We start from the raw sequence: 17,563 nt of genomic DNA on the forward strand, positions 1-17,563 counted from the left end.
AGGAAGCCATGAACGTGATGCAGCCCATCGACCGCATCCGCGGCGGCGTACACGAAAACGAACGGCACGAGTCCGGCCACAAGCATGTGTCCGGAACGGCCGAATATATCGACGATATTCCTGAGCCCCAGGGCACCCTGCACGGCTATCTCGGCCTCTCGCAGCGGGCACACGCCGACATTCTGTCGATCGACTTTGAGGCCGTGAACGCCAGCGAAGGCGTGATCGGCGTTCTGACGGCCGCCGACATTCCCGGCGAGAACGATATCAGTCCGGCGCACAAGCACGACGAACCGATCTTCGTCACCGACAAGGTGGAGTTCCACGGCCAGCCGATCTTCGCAGTCATTGCCACTTCACGCGAGGCCGCCCGCCGTGCCACAGCCAAGGTCAAGATCGAATATCGCGACCTGCCACATGTGACCGACGTGCTCGAAGCGGCTGCCGCCAACTATCCGCTGGTCATCGATCCCTTGAAGCTCGAGCGTGGCGACATCGACGCCGGCTTTGCCAAGGCGAAGAACATTCTCGAAGGCGAGATGCGCATCGGCGGCCAGGACCACTTCTATCTGGAAGGCCAGATCTCGTTTGCCATTCCCGGTGAGGACGACGAGGTGCTCGTCTATTCCTCGACCCAGCACCCGGCCGAGACGCAGCACATGGTCGCGACCGTGCTTGGCGTTCCGTCGAACGCGGTCACCGTGAATGTGCGCCGCATGGGCGGCGGTTTCGGCGGCAAGGAAACCCAGGCCAACATTTTCGCCGCCGTTGCGGCCGTCGCGGCCAAGAAATACCGCTGCCCGGTCAAGGTTCGGCCGGACCGCGACGACGACATGAGCGCCACCGGCAAGCGTCACGACTTCCACGTGGACTACAAGCTCGGCTTCGACGACGAGGGGCGCATCGAGGCGGTGGACGCCGTTTTCTCGGCACGCTGCGGTTACTCGGCTGATCTCTCGGGTCCGGTCACCGACCGCGCGCTCTTCCATGCCGACAACTGCTATTTCTATCCGAACGTGCGCCTGCGCTCGCGTCCGCTGAAGACCAACACCGTTTCCAACACTGCGTTCCGCGGTTTTGGCGGCCCTCAAGGGATGGTCGGTGGCGAACGAATGATCGAGGACATCGCCTATGCCGTCGGCAAGGACCCGCTGGAAATCCGCAAGCTGAACTTCTATGGCGGCGAGGGCCGAAACCTCACGCCCTATCACCAGACCGTGGAAGACAACATCATCGGCCGCATTATCGAGGAACTGGAAACCTCGGCGGATTATGCCAAGCGTCGCGAAGCGGTGATCGCGTTTAACCGCGAGAGCAATGTGGTGAAGCGCGGCATCGCGCTGACGCCGGTAAAGTTCGGCATCTCCTTCACCAAGACCGAGTACAATCAGGCCGGCGCGCTTGTGCATGTCTATACGGATGGTTCGATCCATCTGAACCATGGCGGCACCGAGATGGGGCAGGGGCTCTATACCAAGGTCGCCCAAGTGGTGGCCGACGAGTTCCAGGTCGATCTCGACCGGATCAAGGTGACGGCGACGACGACCGGCAAGGTGCCGAACACGTCTGCAACCGCGGCGTCCTCCGGCTCCGATCTCAACGGCATGGCCGCTGCCAATGCCGCCCAACAGATCAAGGAACGGCTGGTGAAGTTTGCTGCCGAGCGCTGGAACGTCGCCGAGGCCGATGTCGCCTTCGAACCGAACGTGGTGCGGATCGGAGCGGAACGCTTGAGCTTCAACGAGTTCATCAAGATCGCCTATGGCGCCCGCATCCAGCTTTCGGCCGCCGGTTTCTACAAGACGCCGAAGATCCACTGGAACCGCGCCGAGGGCCGAGGCCGGCCGTTCTTCTACTACGCCTATGGCGCCTCGTGCTCCGAGGTCAGCGTCGATACGCTGACCGGTGAATATCAGGTCGACCGCACGGACATCCTGCACGATGTCGGCCGCTCGCTGAACCCGGCGCTCGATCTTGGTCAGGTCGAAGGCGCCTTCGTTCAGGGCATGGGCTGGCTGACGACGGAAGAGCTCTGGTGGGATGCCAAGGGCCGGCTGCGCACGCACGCGCCCTCGACCTACAAGATCCCGCTGGCTTCGGATCGGCCACGCGTCTTCAACACCCGGCTTGCCGAGTGGTCGGTCAACCGCGAAGAAACGATTCGCCGCTCGAAGGCTGTCGGCGAACCGCCGTTCATGCTCGGCATCTCCGTGCTGGAAGCCTTGTCGATGGCGGCCGCGAGCGTTGCGGAGTATCGTATAGCACCGCGCCTTGATGCGCCGGCAACGCCGGAACGGGTGTTGATGGCGATCGAGCGGCTGCGGGCGGCCGCACGGCAGAAAGGGTAACAGGGGCTGATTGTCATGGTGGCGAGCCGCGAGGATATCAGGGACTTTCTCCGACGCGAGCGCGACTGCGTGCTTGTGGAGGTGACCGGTGCCGCCGGTTCGACGCCACGCGATACCGACGCCTGGATGCTCGTCGCCGCCGATAGCCTGTTCGGCACGATCGGCGGCGGGCAACTCGAATACATGGCGATCGACCATGGCCGGCGGGCGCTGAAGCGTGGCGACGCGCCGGAGGCGATGACGATCCCGCTCGGACCGGAGATCGGCCAGTGTTGCGGCGGGCGCGTGGCGCTTGCCTTCACACGAATCGATCGGGAGAAAGCCGCCATGCTGATTGAACGCAGCGACCTGGAAATCGCCAGCCGGCCGCATGTCTATGTCTTTGGCGCGGGCCATGTCGGCGATGCACTGGCGATGGCGCTCTCCCTGGTGCCGGTGCGCACCGTTCTCGTAGATACCCGCGAGAACGAGCTTTCGGCCGTTGCCGACATTCCCGGCATCGAGACCTGCCTGACGGCGATGCCGGAGGCAGTGGTGCGCGACGCGCCCCCCGGCAGCGCCTTCGTCATCCTCACCCACGACCACGCGCTCGACTTCCTGATCGCGGCAGAAGCGCTTCGCCGCGACGATGCCTCCTATGTCGGTATGATCGGGTCGAAGACGAAGCGCTCCACTTTCAAGAACTGGCTGTCGCGCGAGATCGGTCGACCGGACCTCTTCGACCGGCTGGTCTGCCCGATCGGCGGCACGACGGTGAAGGACAAGCGGCCAGCGGTGATCGCTGCGCTTGCCGCCGCCGAAGTCATGGCGGCTGCGCTCAATTTTCGCCAGCCGGTGCAAGTGGACATCTCGCGTCGGCCGGCTGCCGCCAAGCTTGCTCGTTAGCAAATCCGCCCGTCAGCGGAGCGCCGTTTCGCCCCGGTGCGCACCGTTGAGGTGGAGCGCAAAGCCGTTGATGCGCGGGTCGCCGACCTCCGGTCGGAGTTCAAGCGTCGGGATTGCATAGTCCCCGCCGTTCTGCCGGCGATAGGGAATGGGCGCAGTTGTCGCGAGCGTGTGCATTCTTTCTTTCAGTTGTTCCGCCGTGGCTTGAAAACCAGCGTCGTCAAGGCTGTCTACGCGGTAGGCGACGAACGGCGGGAGCACGTCGTAACCGGGATAGAAGAGGATCCCGTGGTTGATCGGGAAGAGCAGGTCGTCGATCGGCCCGTTCACGCCCCGCGGCGAATAGTGCTCCTCCCAGCCGCCCGTCGTCACGACAAGCATGGCGCGTTTGCCGGCCAGCGTTCCCTCGCCGAAGCGCCTGCCCCAATATTTGTCGCTGTGCTCGCCGACGCCATAGGCAAAACCATAGGCATAGACGCGATCGACCCAGCCTTTCAGGATCGCCGGCATTGAATACCACCACAGCGGAAACTGCAGAATCAGCGCGTCGGCCCAGAGCAGCTTTTCCTGCTCGGTCTTGACGTCGGCGGTCAGCGTATCGGTGGCAAAGGCCTCCTTCGACGCGCGGCTCGGCTTGAACCGGGCATCGGGGGCAAGGGCCGGAAAATCGGCGCGACCGATCTCGGACTTCCATCCCTCGGCATAGAGATCGGTGACACGAACCTCATGGCCTTCCGCCTCAAGCGTCTTGACGGCGATATCGCGCAGCGCGCCGTTCAGTGAACGCGGTTCGGGGTGGGCATAAACAAGCAGAACTTTCATGGTCGATATCCTCGGTGCCATCAACTGAGACTCTAGGTAGACCGCCCCATCCCTATGCGGTAGATATTCGAAATGCATAGGATCATGCCGAAAAATGGATAAGTCTGATGTTACGCTTGAACGCATGCGCACCTTCGTGCGCGTCGCCGAGCGGGGCAGTCTTTCGGCTGTTGCGCGTGAGTTCGGCATCGGCCAGTCGACGGTGACGCGGCAGCTGCGAGAGCTCGAGGAAGCGATCGGCGTGCCGCTGCTTAGCCGCACCACCCGTCGCGTCACGGTGACCGACGAAGGCAGCCGTTACTACGCCGATAGCGTCCAGATCCTGCGACTGGTAGAACAGGCCGGCGACGAAGCGCGCGGTGCGCGTGGGGCTGCTGCCGGTACCATTCGTGTGTCCTGCACGTCCGCATTGGGAGTGCTGCACGTTACCCGGCTGATCTTTGCTTTCCAGGACAGGTATCCCGACATCGGCGTCGATCTGAGCCTGACCGACGAGCGCATCGACCTCGTGCGGGAAGGCATCGACGTCGCGTTGCGGCTCGGGCCGCTTAGCGACAGCTCCATGAAGCTTAGGCCGCTTGGGCAGAGCCGGCGTCTTCTGGTGGCTGCTCCGGCCTACCTGGCCGCGCGCGGATTTCCGCGCGCCCCAAGCGACCTCTCGGCGCATGAGGGGATCCGCATGTCGAACATTGCCGGCAGTGAAAGGCTCAACTTCGAAGCCACAGACGGGCGGCATCTGTCCGTGCCCTTCGGTGGACGCCTTCGCATCGATCATGGGCTTGCTGCACGTGAGGCCCTCGTCGCCGGCCGGGGCATCGCGCCTGCCCACCGATGGCTCGTCGACGATCTGATCGAGGCCGGCCTGTTGGTGCCGCTGCTTCCGGACTATTCATTGCCTGCGGTGCCGCTCAGCCTGCTGATCGTGCCGGAACGCTCTGGCATCGCCCGTGTTCGTCTGTTGGTTGATTTCCTGGTCGAGGCGATCGGCAACCTTCCGGGGATCGAGAGGTCCAGAGCCTAGCGGCCTCGGCCGTCCGCCAGCTGCGACAGCGTGATCCCTAACCCGAATGGATCGGTTGCATGACCCGTGCGCCGTAAGCCATACCACAAATGTGTCGCTTACCCTTTGCTTCCGGATCTGTCTATCATCAGTAGTTTCTAAAATAAGGTTGACGCTGAGGTCGACCTTAGCGGAAGTAACGCGTCCAGGATTTTCTTTAGTGCTTTTCAGACAAATCGCGTTTTACGCAATTGCACAGAGACGGGGACGCATCAGATCGGGAGACGACTATGAAGAAACTGACGCGTGCTCTGCTCTTGTCCACGGCATTCGCGGTGCTGACGCACTATAGCGCGCCGTTCATGATCGGCGTTGCCCACGCCGATGGGGGTACTACCAGTGGTGAAGGCAGCACGGGCGGCACCGGTGGTGATGGTGGTACGGGCGGTGATGGCGGTACGGGTGGTACCGGCGGTGACGGTGGAACGGGGGGCGATGGCGGCACGGGCGGCACCGGTGGTGATGGCGGCACGGGCGGCGATGGCGGTGGCACCGGTGGTGACGGTGGTGGCACGGGCGGTGATGGCGGCGGCACCGGTGGTGACGGTGGTGGCACGGGCGGTGACGGTGGTGGCACTGGTGGCGATGGCGGCGGCACCGGTGGCGACGGTGGTGGCACGGGCGGTGATGGCGGCGGCACCGGTGGCGATGGCGGCGGCACGGGCGGTGACGGTGGTGGCACGGGCGGTGATGGCGGCGGCACTGGTGGCGATGGCGGCGGCACCGGTGGCGACGGTGGTGGTACCGGCGGCGATGGCGGCGGCACGGGTGGTGACGGTGGCGGCACCGGCGGTGACGGCGGCGGTGGCGGCAAGCCCAAGCACGCCAACAACGGCTTCGGCAACGGCGGCGGTGACGGAGTTCCCGGCAAGTCGAAGCACAGCGACGTGAAACGCTGATCTCTGAAAAATATTGAGGGCGCGCCGCATCGGCGCGCCTTCTTTCTTTTGCAAACCACGTTGAGATCGCCCGGCACCGGGCGAAAGAATCGGCTCTCCGTCGATAGGAGCCGCCGGCAGGATGCCTAGGGTGTGCAGTCTTGCTCCTTGGTCCAGGCCGAAGCGGCCGGAAGACGAACGGTCAGGCCAGCATTCCGTTGATCAGGCGCTGACAGCGCTCGGCCATGTAATCGATCATCAGTCGCACCTTCGGGTCCTGGAACCGCTTGTGCGGATAGATCGCCGCAAGCTGCACGCTGAGCGGCGGCGTGTCGACGAGGATCGGCACGAGTGCGCCGGAATTGATGTGCGCCTTCACCTCGAACAGCGGCTTGTTGATAATGCCGCGGCCGTCGAGCGCCCACTGCGTCAGGACGTCGCCGTCGTCGGAATCATAGGGTCCGGTGACTTCGAGCTTGCGCACGCCTTCCATGGTCTGGAGCGTCCAGAAATACTCTTTCGAACCGGGATACCTGAGCAGCAGACAGTCGTGCTTGTCGGCGATGAGTGCGTCGGGCGTCTGAGGGATGCCCCGCTTCTCGAAATAGGCAGGCGCACCGCAGACAACGCGCTCGCAATTCATGATGCCGCGCATGCGCAGGTTCGAATCTTCGAGGATGCCGAGCTTGAAGGCGACGTCGACGCCTTCCGACAGGATATCGACATTGTGGTCCGACAGGCGAAGCCGCACTTCGATGTCGGGATACTTGTCGTGAAACTCCGGAATGCCCGATGCAATCAGCCGCCGACCTATCCCCAAAGGAGCGGTAATCTTCAGCGCGCCCTTCGGATTGCGCGAGAGATCGGCGATCGCATTTTCTGCTTCGTTGACAGCCTCGAGGATCTTCACCGCGCCGTCGTAAAAGACGCGACCGTGCTCCGTCGGGGTCAGCTTGCGCGTCGTCCGATTGAACAGGCGAACGCCCATATGGCGTTCCAACTCTTTGATTCTATTGCTTGCAACCGCCGGCGTCACGCGCTGGTCGCGACCCGCTGCCGACAGGGTTCCAAGCTCTACGACGCGTACGAAGACGCGCACATTGTCCAGATAAGACATGCCTCCGTCCCACTCCTTCAGGCTCTCTCTAGCCTATCCATTCCGTCGCTATTTTATAGATTTTTTTGAAAGTGTTGGTGAAGCAGCGACGTTCCCGCGACCTCCAGCAATGACACATAATGGTCCGAGGAGAAATGGGAGAATTTCATGTACGACTATGCCATCGCCTGGGATTGGCTGACCTTTGCCGTGAGATGGCTGCACGTCATCACCGCCATTGCATGGATCGGTTCGTCCTTTTACTTCGTCGCCCTCGACCTCGGTCTGAAGAAACATCCCGGCCTGCCGGTCGGCGCCTATGGCGAAGAATGGCAGGTGCACGGTGGCGGCTTCTACCACATCCAGAAATACCTGGTTGCGCCGGCCAACATGCCGGAGCACCTGATCTGGTTCAAATGGGAGTCCTACGTCACCTGGCTCTCCGGCTTCGGCATGCTCTGCCTGGTCTACTATGCCGGCGCCGACCTCTACCTGATCGACCCGAACGTGCTCGACGTCTCGAAGCCGGTGGCAATCGCCATCTCGCTCGGCTCGATTGCCTTCGGCTGGCTCGCCTATGATACGATCTGCAAGTCGCCCTTCGGTCGCGACAACACCCGACTGATGGTGCTGCTCTACTTCATTCTGGTCGGCATGGCCTGGGGCTACACGCAGCTCTTCACCGGCCGCGCAGCCTTCCTGCATCTCGGTGCGTTTACCGCAACGATCATGTCGGCCAACGTCTTCTTCATCATCATTCCGAACCAGAAGGTGGTCGTCGGCGACCTGATCGCTGGCCGCACGCCCGACGCCAAGTACGGCGTGATCGCCAAGCAGCGCTCGACCCACAACAACTACCTGACGCTGCCGGTTCTGTTCCTGATGCTGTCGAACCACTATCCGCTGGCGTTCGGTACCCAGTACAACTGGATCATCGCCTCGCTGGTCTTCCTGATGGGCGTGACCATCCGCCACTATTTCAACACCCGTCACGCGAACAAGGGCAACCCGACCTGGACCTGGCTCGTAACCGCGCTGCTCTTCGTCGTCATCATGTGGCTGTCGACCGTGCCGAAGATTCTTGCCGGCGGCGAGGAGGCGAAGATTTCCGCCGCGCAACAGCCGTTCGTCACCGCGGAAGCCTTTCCGAAGGTCCGCGACACGGTGCTTGGCCGCTGTTCCATGTGCCATGCCAAGGAGCCGGGCTGGGAGGGCATCGTCGTCCCGCCGAAGGGCGTGATGCTCGAGACCGACACTGAGATCGCCAATCACGCGCGTGAAATCTACCTGCAGGCCGGCCGCAGCCACGCGATGCCGCCCGCCAATGTCACCGGCGTATCGGACGAGGAGCGGCAGCTGCTCGTCGCCTGGTACGAATCCGTCGTGAATGGAGGAAAGACCCAATGACCGATCTGCTGATCCGCGGCCGTGTGCTGACCTTCGTCGAGGAACCAAAGGGCATCGACGACACCACCTCCTATCGCTACTTCGAAGACGGCGCCGTGCTCGTGCGCGGCGGCAAGGTCGCCGATATCGGCGATCATGCCGATGTCGCCCGTCGTGCCGGTGCCGGCGTCAAGGTCGCCGACCATCGCCCTCATCTGGTGTTGCCAGGCCTGATCGATACGCATCTGCATTTCCCGCAGACGCAGGCGATCGCCTCCTACGGCGCCCAGCTTCTCGAATGGCTGAACACCTACATTTTCGTCGAGGAGCAGAAGTTCCGCAAACCGGAGCATGCCGACTTCATCGCCGGCCGTTTCCTGGATGAGCTTCTGGCGAACGGCACGACGACGGCGGCCGCCTATTGCTCGGTGCATCCGGAGAGCGTCGACGCCTATTTCGGGGCCGCTGAAGCGCGCGGCATGCTGATGATCGGCGGCAAGGTGATGATGGACCGCAATGCGCCCGATGCGCTGCGCGACACGGCGCAGCAGGGCTATGACGAGACGAAGGCGCTGATTGCCAAGTGGCACGGCCGTGGCCGCGCGCACTACGCTATCAGCCCGCGCTTTGCCATCACCTCGACGCCGGAGCAGATGGAGGCGAGCCGCACGCTCGTCGCCGAGCATCCGGAGTGCTACGTCCAGACGCATCTCTCTGAAAACAGGGACGAAATCGCCTTCGCCACGTCGCTCTATCCGGAAGCGAAGGACTATACCGACATTTACGCGCGCTACGATCTGCTGACGCGCAAGACCTTGCTCGGCCACTGCATCTATCTGAGCGACCGCGAGATTTCGGTACTCGCCGAAACCGGTGCCGTCGGCAATTTCTGCCCGACCTCGAACCTGTTCCTCGGCTCGGGTCTCTTCGATCGCGATCGCTTCGACAAGCTCGGCGCCCGCTGGTCGGTCGCGACCGATGTCGGCGCCGGCACCAGCTTCTCGATGCTGGAGACGATGGACGAGGCCTACAAGGTTCTGCACCTGCAGGGCCAGCGGCTGACGCCATTCAACTCCTTCTACCGCATGACACTCGGCAACGCCCGGGCGCTCGATCTCGACGACCGTATCGGCTCGCTGCATGTCGGCGCCGATGCCGATATCGTGGTGCTTGATAGCCGCGCCAAGCCGTCGATGGACTTGCGCATGCGGGTTGCCGGTTCGCTTGTCGAGGAACTCTTCATCCTGCAGACGATGGGTGACGACCGATGCGTGGCCGAGACCTATGTCGCCGGCAAGCCGATGAAGGGAGCTGCACGCGCTGCGAAGGACGCAGCCACCTCGGCAGTAAAGAGCCTCGAAACGGCCTAAGGCGCGTCCGCCCCTGCTGGCTCGCCAGCATTGCTTATTATAACGCCGCGTGTCCGGATCGGACGCGCGGCGTTTCTGTTGGTCGGGGTTTAAAGCTCTTCCGGTCGCTTGCCGCCCATCGCCTTGGTCAGCGCATCCGCGCGTTCGCGCACGATGGGGCCGAAGGTTGAGAGCTTCTGATCGCTGACGCGGACCGACGGGCCCGAGATGGATATGCCGGCGATCGTTTCGCCATATTCGTTGAAGATCGGAGCGGCGACGCAGCGCATGCCGAGGGTGTGCTCCTCGTCGTCGACCGACCAGCCGCGGTGGCGGATCTCCTGGATATCCTTCAGCAGCGCCGGCAGCGTATCGCGCGTCTTGTCGGTGAAATGCGCGAGTTCGCGACCGTGGAGCAGTTGGGCGATCTCCTTGTCGGACCAGGTGGACAGGATGGCCTTGCCGATGCCGGAGGCATGAACCGGACCGCGGCGGCCGGGACGGAAGAAAGCGCGCATCGGCGCGTGGCTTTCGACCTGCGAAATGAAGACGACGTCGCCGCCTTCCTCGATGCCGATATTCGCCGTCTCGCCGCTTTCCTCCATCAGTCCTTTTAGAAACGGCCGACTGATGGTGCCGAGCTTGCGGAAGCGCAGATAGGCGTTGCCGATCTCGAACGCCTTCAAACCGACTGTCCAGGCGCCCGTGTCCGGGTCGTGCATCACCATGCCGTGGCCGGCAAGCGTTGCCAGCAGCCGGTGCACGGTCGACGGCGCCATGCCGGTCTCGTCGGCGAGCTGGGTGAGGGTTGAGCCGTCGCCTTCGGCCACGACCGTCAAAAGGGCGAGACTGCGATCAAGCACCTGGACGGATGAAGGGGCGGCGTTCTCGCCCGCCTTGCGTCCGCGTTTTCCCCTGCCGTTGCCGTCCATAAAAGCCTCTCTGCAAATCACGTGTCTCGCCCATCATCCTCTATCAGGCCATGCCGCGATTTTCTCCGAATTATTGAAAATCTTTATTTCCATATGATGGAAATGAATTCCATTTGCGTGTTGCGTATCGACGATAATGGATTATTGTTTCAGGAAATTGGAGGAGTTCCCATGGCTAAGATGCGTGCCGTTGACGCGGCTGTTATTGTTCTGGAAAAGGAAGGCATCGACTGTGCCTTCGGCGTACCGGGTGCCGCCATTAATCCGTTCTACTCGGCGCTGAAGGCGCGCGGCTCGGTTCGTCATATCCTGGCGCGCCACGTCGAAGGCGCTTCCCACATGGCCGAAGGCTATACGCGCGCCAAGCACGGCAATATCGGAGTCTGCATCGGCACGTCGGGCCCGGCCGGCACCGACATGATCACCGGCCTCTATTCGGCCTCGGCGGATTCGATCCCGATCCTCTGCATCACCGGCCAGGCGCCGCGCGCCCGTCTCGACAAGGAAGATTTCCAGGCTGTCGATATCGCCAAGATCGCAGCACCGGTCACCAAGTGGGCGGTTACCGTCATGGAGCCGGCGCTCGTTCCCTTCGTCTTCCAGAAGGCGTTTCACATCATGCGCTCCGGCCGTCCCGGCCCGGTGCTGATCGACCTGCCGGTCGACGTCCAGCTTGCCGAGATCGAATTCGATCCGGACACCTACCAGCCGCTTGAAGCCTACAAGCCGAAGGCGACGCGGGCCCAGGCCGAGAAGGCGATCGCGATGCTGAACGAAGCGGAACGCCCGCTGATCGTTGCCGGCGGCGGCATCATCAACGCCGATGCATCGGACCTTCTGACAGAATTTGCCGAAATCACCGGAATTCCGGTTATTCCGACGCTGATGGGCTGGGGCACGATCCCGGATGACCATCCGCTGATGGCCGGCATGTGCGGCCTGCAGACCTCGCATCGCTACGGCAATGCCAACATGCTCGCCTCCGACTTCGTGCTCGGCGTCGGCAACCGCTGGGCAAACCGCCACACCGGCAACGTTCCGACCTACACGGAAGGCCGCAAGTTCGTTCACGTCGACATTGAGCCGACGCAGATCGGCCGCGTTTTCGCGCCCGATTTCGGTATCGTCTCGGATGCCGGCGCTGCGCTGAAGCTCTTCCTCGATGTCGCGACGGAATGGAAGACGGCGGGCAAGCTGCGTGACTGGTCCGCCTGGGCGGAAGAGTGCCGCGAGCGCAAGCGCACCATGCTGCGCAAGACCCACTTCGACCAGACGCCGCTGAAACCGCAGCGCGTCTATGAAGAGATGAACAAGGCCTTCGGCCGCGACACCTGCTACGTTTCGACCATCGGCCTCAGCCAGATCGCCGGCGCCCAGTTCCTGCACGTCTACAAGCCGCGCAACTGGATCAATTGCGGCCAGGCCGGACCGCTCGGCTGGACCTTGCCTGCGGCCCTCGGTGTTCGCGCTGCCGATCCGGACCGGACGATCGTGGCACTCTCAGGCGACTACGACTTCCAATTCCTGATCGAGGAACTGGCTGTCGGCGCCCAGCACAAGCTGCCTTACCTGCATGTGGTCGTGAACAATTCCTATCTCGGCCTCATCCGCCAGGCGCAGCGCGGTCTCAACATGGACTTCGAAGTCAGCCTCGCCTTCGACAACATCAACGCGTCGGGCGATGCGGAGAAGGGTTACGGCGTCGACCACGTCGCGGTTGCCGAAGGTCTCGGCTGCAAGGCGATCCGGGTGCGCAGTCCGAACGAGTTCCAGGAAGCCTTCGACCGGGCGCGCGCGCTGATGGACGAGCACCAGGTTCCCGTCGTCATCGAGTTCATCCTCGAGCGCGTCACCAACATCTCCATGGGCGCCGACATCAATGCAGTCGTCGAGTTCGAGGAACTGGCGCTGCGCGGCGAGGACGTGCCGACCGCGATCACGGCCCTGCTCGACTGAGCCTTGAATGACTGAGGAGATGCGGGCGCTCCGCCGCCCGCATCGCTCACAAGACAAACACAAGGAGGAAACATCGCATGGCGAAGTTCGCTGCGAACCTGACAATGCTGTTCAACGAGGTGCCGTTCCTCGATCGTTTCGCCCTTGCTGCCAAGGCCGGCTTCGAGGGCGTGGAATATCTGTTTCCCTACGAATTCGAAAAGGTGAGCCTGCGCGCAGAGCTTCAGCGCCATGGCCTGACCCAAGTTCTGCACAACCTGCCGGCCGGCAACTGGGCGAGCGGCGAACGCGGCATCGCCATCCTGCCTAACCGGGTCGACGAGTTCCGCAAAGGCGTGGCGAGCGCCATCGACTACGCGACGGCGCTCGACTGCAAGCAGGTCAACTGCCTGGTTGGCATCGCGCCTCACGGTGTCTCTGAACAGGTGCTGCGCGACACGCTGGTCGCCAATCTCAAGCTTGCTGCAAGCGAACTCGGCAAGCAGGGCATTCGCCTGCTCATCGAACCGATCAACGACTTCGATATTCCGGGCTTCTATCTCAACACGGTCGAGCAGGCGGCTTCGATCATTGAGGAGGTCGGCAGCGACAACCTGTTCATCCAGTACGACCTCTACCACCAGCAGCGCACGCAGGGCGAGTTGATCGGCACCTACAAACGCTTTGCCGATCGCATCGTTCATGTCCAACTTGCCGACAATCCGGGCCGCAACGAGCCGGGCACCGGCGAGATCAACTATCCCTTCGTCTTCGACGCGCTGGAAGCGGCCGGCTACGACGGCTGGATCGGTTGCGAATATAAGCCGCGCACCACGACTGCCGAGGGCCTTGGCTGGCTCGGCGCCGAGCGCCAGCGCACCCAATCCGCAGACATCATCAAGATCAGGAGCTAAACACCATGGCAACAATCGGTTTCATTGGACTGGGTATCATGGGCACGCCGATGGCGCGCCACCTGCAGGATGCCGGCCACACCATCGTCACCTCGAAGTTCGTCATCCCGCCGCGCCAGGAGCTGCTCGACAACGGCCTCAAGTTCGTCGACTCGCCGAAGGCGTTGGCCGAAACCGTCGACACCATCATCCTGATGCTGCCGGATACCCCTGAGGTCAAGGATGTTCTCTTCGGCGAAAACGGCGTCGCCTACGGTCTTTCCAAGGGCAAGCTCGTCATCGACATGAGCTCGATCTCGCCGATCGAGACGAAGGAATTCGCCAAGAAAGTTCGCGAGACCGGTGCCGAATACATCGACGCCCCGGTTTCCGGCGGCGAAGTCGGCGCCAAGAATGCTTCGCTCTCGATCATGGCGGGCGGCGCCCAGGAGAGCTTCGACCGCGCCCTGCCGCTCTTGAAGTTGATGGGCAAGAACATCACGCTCGTCGGTGATTGCGGCGACGGCCAGGTCACCAAGGTCGCCAACCAGATCATCGTTGCGCTGACGATCGAAGCGGTCTCGGAAGCGCTTGTCTTCGCCTCCAAGGCGGGTGCTGATCCGGCGCGCGTCCGCGAAGCGCTGATGGGCGGCTTTGCCTCCTCGCGCATTCTCGAAGTTCACGGCGAGCGCATGATCAAGCGCACCTTCGATCCGGGCTTCCGCATCTCGCTGCACCAGAAGGACCTCAACCTGGCTCTCCAGGGTGCCAAGTCGCTCGGCATCTCGCTGCCGAACACGGCGGCAACGCAGGAACTCTTCAACAACTGCGCAGCCAACGGCGACAGCGGCCTAGACCACTCCGGCCTCGTCCGGGCGCTGGAGCGCATGGCGAACCACCAGGTTGCCTAAGCAATTCCAGGGAACGTGCGAAGCGGTTTTCCGTTAGGAATTGCGCCGCTTTGAAAAGATCAGGCGACGACCTTAAATGCGCATGACTCGTCCGGCGTCCCATTGTGCCGGACCGGTCATGCGTCCGGGCGGCGGTTGGAGGAACCGCCGCCCGAGACTTTCATGCAGTTCCAACCGCGATTTGCGCTGGGATGACATATAAGGATGGGGCGACGCGACATCCTCCAGGGGGAGACCAATGCCAACCATCACCGATCCACGCCGTTTCCTCGAAGCGCTGTTCACCTCGGCCGTTGCCGCGGCTGATCCGGAGAAAGTGATCGCGGCCAACCTGCCGGCGCGACCGAAGGGGCGGACGGTGGTGGTTGGGGCCGGCAAGGGTGCGGCCCAGATGGCAGCCGCCTTCGAACGCCATTGGGATGGTCCGCTCTCGGGCGTGATCGTCACCCGCTATGGCTATGCTGCCCCATGCGAGACGATCGAGGTGCTGGAAGCGTCGCACCCCCTGCCTGATGAAAACGGTTTACTGGCCTCGAAGCGCTTGCTCGCCGAAGTCGGCGGCCTGACGGCGGACGATCTTGTCGTCGCGCTCGTCTGCGGCGGTGGCTCGGCGCTTTTGCCCTCGCCACCACCCGGCTTGACGCTGGAAGACGAGATCGCCGTCAACCGGGCGTTGCTTGCCTCCGGCGCGCCGATCAGCGCCATGAATGCCGTGCGCAAGCACGTCTCGATGATCAAGGGCGGTCGGCTGGCTGCCGCGGCCTATCCGGCCAAGGTCGTTTCGCTGATCGTTTCCGATATTCCGGGCGACGATCCGGCGCTGGTCGCCTCCGGCCCGACACTGGCGGACGCCAGCACGCGCGAGGATGCGCTGACGCTGATCGAGCGCTACAGTCTGAACCTGCCGGCAAAGGTTATGGCGTGGATCAATAGCCCGGAAAGCGCCGCGCCATCTCCTGATGACCCGCGTTTTGCCCGTAACGAAGTCCGGCTGATCGCATCCGCATCCGTCTCGCTCGAGGCCGCGGCTGCAGAGGCGCGTGCCGCCGGCATCGACGCGATCATTCTTTCCGATGCGATCGAGGGCGAGGCGCGCGACGTTGGCGGTGTGCATGCGGCGATCGCCCGGGAAGTCGTCGGCCGCGGTCGACCGTTCACCAAACCGGTCGTCGTTCTCTCGGGCGGCGAGACGACCGTCACCATCCGCGGCAAGGGCAAGGGCGGACGCAACAGCGAATTCCTGCTGGCGCTGGCGCTCGGCATCGACGGTGCCAAAGGGGTCTCGGCGCTGGCCGCAGACACCGACGGCATCGACGGCTCCGAGGACAACGCCGGCGCTTTCGCCGACGACACCACCATCGCCCGCCTCGCGGCGCAACGGCTGGATGCCGCGACATTCCTGCAGAAGAACGACAGCTGGTCGGCGTTCGATGCGCTCGGCGATCTCTTCAAGCCGGGGCCAACGGGCACCAACGTCAACGACTTCCGCGCCATCCTGGTGCAGTGATATCCGCGCGGCGGGTGTGTAGCCTGCCTGTCGTTATACACTTCACGCGAAGTGGCAACTGACCGAGCCATAAGCGCCGAAATCGGCGACGATCGTGTCGCCGTTCCTGGCTTCGAGCGTGCGGATGAAAGAGCCTGAGAGAACGATCTGGCCGGGCTCGATCGCGTCGCCGCATTGCGCGAGACGATTGGCGAGCCAGGCGATGCCGCGCGCCGGATGGTTGAGCACACCGGCCGCAAGTCCCGTTTCCTCGATCACCGCATTGCGCGAGACGATCGCCCCCATCCAGCGCATGTCGACCGTATCGGGGCGCACGGCGCGGCCGCCGAGGATGAGGCCGCCATTGGCGGCATTGTCGGCGATCGCATCGACGAGGATGCGCGCCTTCTTTGTTTTCGGATCCGTGCGGACGATCCGGCTGTCGAGAATTTCCAGCGCCGGCATGACATAATCCGTGGCGTTCAGGACCTGGACGATGTTGACCCGCGGGCCTTTGAGCCCGGTTTTCATGATGAACGCGATCTCCGCTTCGACCCGTGGCTGGATGAAGCGATCGGCGGGTATGCTTGCGCCGTCGTCGAACAGCATGTTGTCGAAGAGCACGCCGGAATCGGGCGTGTCGATGCCGAGCGCCTGCTGCATGGCATTGGACGTCAGCCCGATCTTCCAGCCGATGATGCGGTGGCCGTCGTCGCGTTTGCGCCGGACCAGAGCCGCCTGGATCGCATAGGCGTCGTCGACCGTCATTTCGGGATGCTTGAGCGACAGGAGCCCGATCTGTTTTCGATCGCGTTCGGCCTGATGCAGGCTTTCGGCGGCCTTGGCGATCTCGGTTGCATTCAGCATGGCGCCCCCCGACTTCAGCGCCCTTAAGGATACACCAAGGTCGGACCCGGCGCGCGCACCGTCTTTGGGCGATCAGATCGGCTGACTTGCCAGCATCAGGCCGAGGCCGATGAGGATCGAACCGCAGGTGCGCGGAACAAGATTGCCGGCGCCACCAACCAGCCGACCGAGCGTGAAGGAGGCGAGGAAGACGGCCGCGATATCGGCGACCGACAGGGCAAGGTTCACCAGCAGGCCGAACATCAGGAACTGCAGCGACATCGGCATCGCCACGGCCGGATCCACGAACTGCGGCAGGAAGGTCACGAAGAACAAGGCGGTCTTGGGATTGAGGACCTCCACCACGATGCTGTCGCGCAGGACGCCGGGTTTCGCAGCCTCGGCGTGGGCGGCATGTTTGCCGACCCCGAGCAGCATGGTCGCGCCGAGCCAGACCAGATAGACGGCGCCGGCAAGCTTGATCGCCCCATAGAGAAGCGGTGCATGGTGAAGCAGGGCGGCAAGCCCGAGCGCCGCGGCGGCGATGTGGATGTAGCAGCCGATATGAATGCCGAGCGCCGCCAGGAGGCCGGCCTTGCGGCCATGCGCCAACGTCTGCGCCGTCATATAGAGAATGGCAGGACCCGGCATGAAGGCGAAAATCGCCGTTGCCAGTGCGAACGAAATCCAATGCTCCAGCGACGGCATGGGGGCTCCTCCCGAAATAGCCGGAACG

General features: G+C 63.3%; 15 protein-coding genes. 10 read left to right on the top strand and 5 right to left on the bottom strand.

Annotated features, from left to right (window positions below; genetic code table 11):
- The first annotated feature begins 8 nt into the window (after positions 1–8).
- Positions 9–2,348: a xanthine dehydrogenase molybdopterin binding subunit gene (gene xdhB / locus IB277_RS13360; protein ID WP_060586159.1), complete on the top strand. Its 2,340-nt coding sequence runs from the start codon at positions 9–11 to the stop codon at positions 2,346–2,348.
- Positions 2,349–2,366: 18 nt separating this feature from the next.
- The gene (gene xdhC / locus IB277_RS13365) at positions 2,367–3,233 is read left to right on the top strand and encodes a xanthine dehydrogenase accessory protein XdhC (RefSeq protein WP_060521827.1); all 867 of its coding nucleotides are present in this window, start codon (positions 2,367–2,369) and stop codon (positions 3,231–3,233) included.
- A 12-nt stretch (positions 3,234–3,245) separates the two neighbouring features.
- On the opposite strand, the gene IB277_RS13370 is transcribed toward xdhC, so the two are convergent.
- The gene (locus tag IB277_RS13370) at positions 3,246–4,055 is read right to left on the bottom strand and encodes an NAD(P)H-dependent oxidoreductase (RefSeq protein WP_060586160.1); all 810 of its coding nucleotides are present in this window, start codon (positions 4,053–4,055) and stop codon (positions 3,246–3,248) included.
- A gap of 94 nt (positions 4,056–4,149) precedes the next feature.
- Between IB277_RS13370 and IB277_RS13375 the strand changes: the two genes are divergently transcribed.
- On the top strand, positions 4,150–5,076 hold the full coding sequence (locus IB277_RS13375; RefSeq protein ID WP_192371035.1) for a LysR family transcriptional regulator: 927 nt from the start codon (positions 4,150–4,152) through the stop codon (positions 5,074–5,076).
- Between the two features lie 269 nt (positions 5,077–5,345).
- Positions 5,346–6,014 carry a hypothetical protein gene (locus IB277_RS13380; protein WP_162770703.1) on the top strand — a complete coding sequence of 223 codons (669 nt, stop codon included), beginning with the start codon at positions 5,346–5,348 and terminating at the stop codon, positions 6,012–6,014.
- A 181-nt stretch (positions 6,015–6,195) separates the two neighbouring features.
- On the opposite strand, the gene IB277_RS13385 is transcribed toward IB277_RS13380, so the two are convergent.
- Positions 6,196–7,110, bottom strand: coding sequence for a LysR family transcriptional regulator (locus IB277_RS13385; protein ID WP_034799367.1), 915 nt, complete (start codon positions 7,108–7,110; stop codon positions 6,196–6,198).
- Positions 7,111–7,257: 147 nt separating this feature from the next.
- Here IB277_RS13385 and IB277_RS13390 point away from each other — a divergent pair, with 147 nt between their 5' ends.
- On the top strand, positions 7,258–8,496 hold the full coding sequence (locus tag IB277_RS13390; protein WP_034799370.1) for a urate hydroxylase PuuD: 1,239 nt from the start codon (positions 7,258–7,260) through the stop codon (positions 8,494–8,496).
- Positions 8,493–9,845, top strand: a complete 1,353-nt coding sequence (guaD, locus tag IB277_RS13395) for a guanine deaminase (RefSeq protein ID WP_034799372.1) — start codon at positions 8,493–8,495, stop codon at positions 9,843–9,845. Before IB277_RS13390 ends, guaD begins: the two co-directional genes overlap by 4 nt.
- An 89-nt stretch (positions 9,846–9,934) precedes the next feature.
- Here the strand turns inward: guaD and IB277_RS13400 are convergent, their stop codons facing one another.
- A complete protein-coding gene (locus tag IB277_RS13400; RefSeq protein ID WP_034799375.1) occupies positions 9,935–10,756 on the bottom strand; it encodes an IclR family transcriptional regulator in 822 nt (273 codons plus the stop codon).
- A 171-nt stretch (positions 10,757–10,927) separates the two neighbouring features.
- On the opposite strand from IB277_RS13400, the gene gcl reads away from it, so the two are divergent.
- From gcl to IB277_RS13420, 4 genes are all read left to right on the top strand, one after another.
- On the top strand, positions 10,928–12,712 hold the full coding sequence (gene gcl / locus IB277_RS13405; protein ID WP_034799378.1) for a glyoxylate carboligase: 1,785 nt from the start codon (positions 10,928–10,930) through the stop codon (positions 12,710–12,712).
- Positions 12,713–12,789: 77 nt separating this feature from the next.
- Complete coding sequence (gene hyi, locus IB277_RS13410) at positions 12,790–13,605, top strand: hydroxypyruvate isomerase (protein ID WP_060530281.1); 816 nt, start codon at positions 12,790–12,792, stop codon at positions 13,603–13,605.
- A gap of 5 nt (positions 13,606–13,610) precedes the next feature.
- On the top strand, positions 13,611–14,495 hold the full coding sequence (locus IB277_RS13415) for a 2-hydroxy-3-oxopropionate reductase (RefSeq protein ID WP_034799385.1): 885 nt from the start codon (positions 13,611–13,613) through the stop codon (positions 14,493–14,495).
- 238 nt (positions 14,496–14,733) lie between these two features.
- Positions 14,734–16,002: a glycerate kinase gene (locus IB277_RS13420; protein WP_034799388.1), complete on the top strand. Its 1,269-nt coding sequence runs from the start codon at positions 14,734–14,736 to the stop codon at positions 16,000–16,002.
- A 42-nt stretch (positions 16,003–16,044) separates the two neighbouring features.
- Here the strand turns inward: IB277_RS13420 and hpaH are convergent, their stop codons facing one another.
- Positions 16,045–16,848, bottom strand: coding sequence for a 2-oxo-hept-4-ene-1,7-dioate hydratase (gene hpaH, locus IB277_RS13425; RefSeq protein WP_034799390.1), 804 nt, complete (start codon positions 16,846–16,848; stop codon positions 16,045–16,047).
- Positions 16,849–16,920: 72 nt separating this feature from the next.
- Positions 16,921–17,535 carry a LysE family translocator gene (locus IB277_RS13430; protein ID WP_060586168.1) on the bottom strand — a complete coding sequence of 205 codons (615 nt, stop codon included), beginning with the start codon at positions 17,533–17,535 and terminating at the stop codon, positions 16,921–16,923.
- Positions 17,536–17,563 lie beyond the last annotated feature (28 nt).

Origin of the sequence: Ensifer sp. ENS07 (genome assembly GCF_014852185.1) — a bacterium.
GTDB classification, from domain to species: Bacteria; Pseudomonadota; Alphaproteobacteria; order Rhizobiales; family Rhizobiaceae; genus Ensifer; species Ensifer adhaerens.

What these genes read in the sequence shown, in the direction of transcription:
- xdhB (WP_060586159.1), top strand. Translation starts at nt 9, where the DNA reads ATGAACGTGATGCAGCCCATCGACCGCATCCGCGGCGGCGTACACGAA.
- IB277_RS13370 (WP_060586160.1), bottom strand. Translation starts at nt 4,055, where the DNA reads ATGAAAGTTCTGCTTGTTTATGCCCACCCCGAACCGCGTTCACTGAAC.
- IB277_RS13375 (WP_192371035.1), top strand. Translation starts at nt 4,150, where the DNA reads ATGGATAAGTCTGATGTTACGCTTGAACGCATGCGCACCTTCGTGCGC.
- IB277_RS13380 (WP_162770703.1), top strand. Translation starts at nt 5,346, where the DNA reads ATGAAGAAACTGACGCGTGCTCTGCTCTTGTCCACGGCATTCGCGGTG.
- IB277_RS13385 (WP_034799367.1), bottom strand. Translation starts at nt 7,110, where the DNA reads ATGTCTTATCTGGACAATGTGCGCGTCTTCGTACGCGTCGTAGAGCTT.
- IB277_RS13390 (WP_034799370.1), top strand. Translation starts at nt 7,258, where the DNA reads ATGTACGACTATGCCATCGCCTGGGATTGGCTGACCTTTGCCGTGAGA.
- guaD (WP_034799372.1), top strand. Translation starts at nt 8,493, where the DNA reads ATGACCGATCTGCTGATCCGCGGCCGTGTGCTGACCTTCGTCGAGGAA.
- IB277_RS13400 (WP_034799375.1), bottom strand. Translation starts at nt 10,756, where the DNA reads ATGGACGGCAACGGCAGGGGAAAACGCGGACGCAAGGCGGGCGAGAAC.
- gcl (WP_034799378.1), top strand. Translation starts at nt 10,928, where the DNA reads ATGGCTAAGATGCGTGCCGTTGACGCGGCTGTTATTGTTCTGGAAAAG.
- hyi (WP_060530281.1), top strand. Translation starts at nt 12,790, where the DNA reads ATGGCGAAGTTCGCTGCGAACCTGACAATGCTGTTCAACGAGGTGCCG.
- IB277_RS13415 (WP_034799385.1), top strand. Translation starts at nt 13,611, where the DNA reads ATGGCAACAATCGGTTTCATTGGACTGGGTATCATGGGCACGCCGATG.
- IB277_RS13420 (WP_034799388.1), top strand. Translation starts at nt 14,734, where the DNA reads ATGCCAACCATCACCGATCCACGCCGTTTCCTCGAAGCGCTGTTCACC.
- hpaH (WP_034799390.1), bottom strand. Translation starts at nt 16,848, where the DNA reads ATGCTGAATGCAACCGAGATCGCCAAGGCCGCCGAAAGCCTGCATCAG.
- IB277_RS13430 (WP_060586168.1), bottom strand. Translation starts at nt 17,535, where the DNA reads ATGCCGTCGCTGGAGCATTGGATTTCGTTCGCACTGGCAACGGCGATT.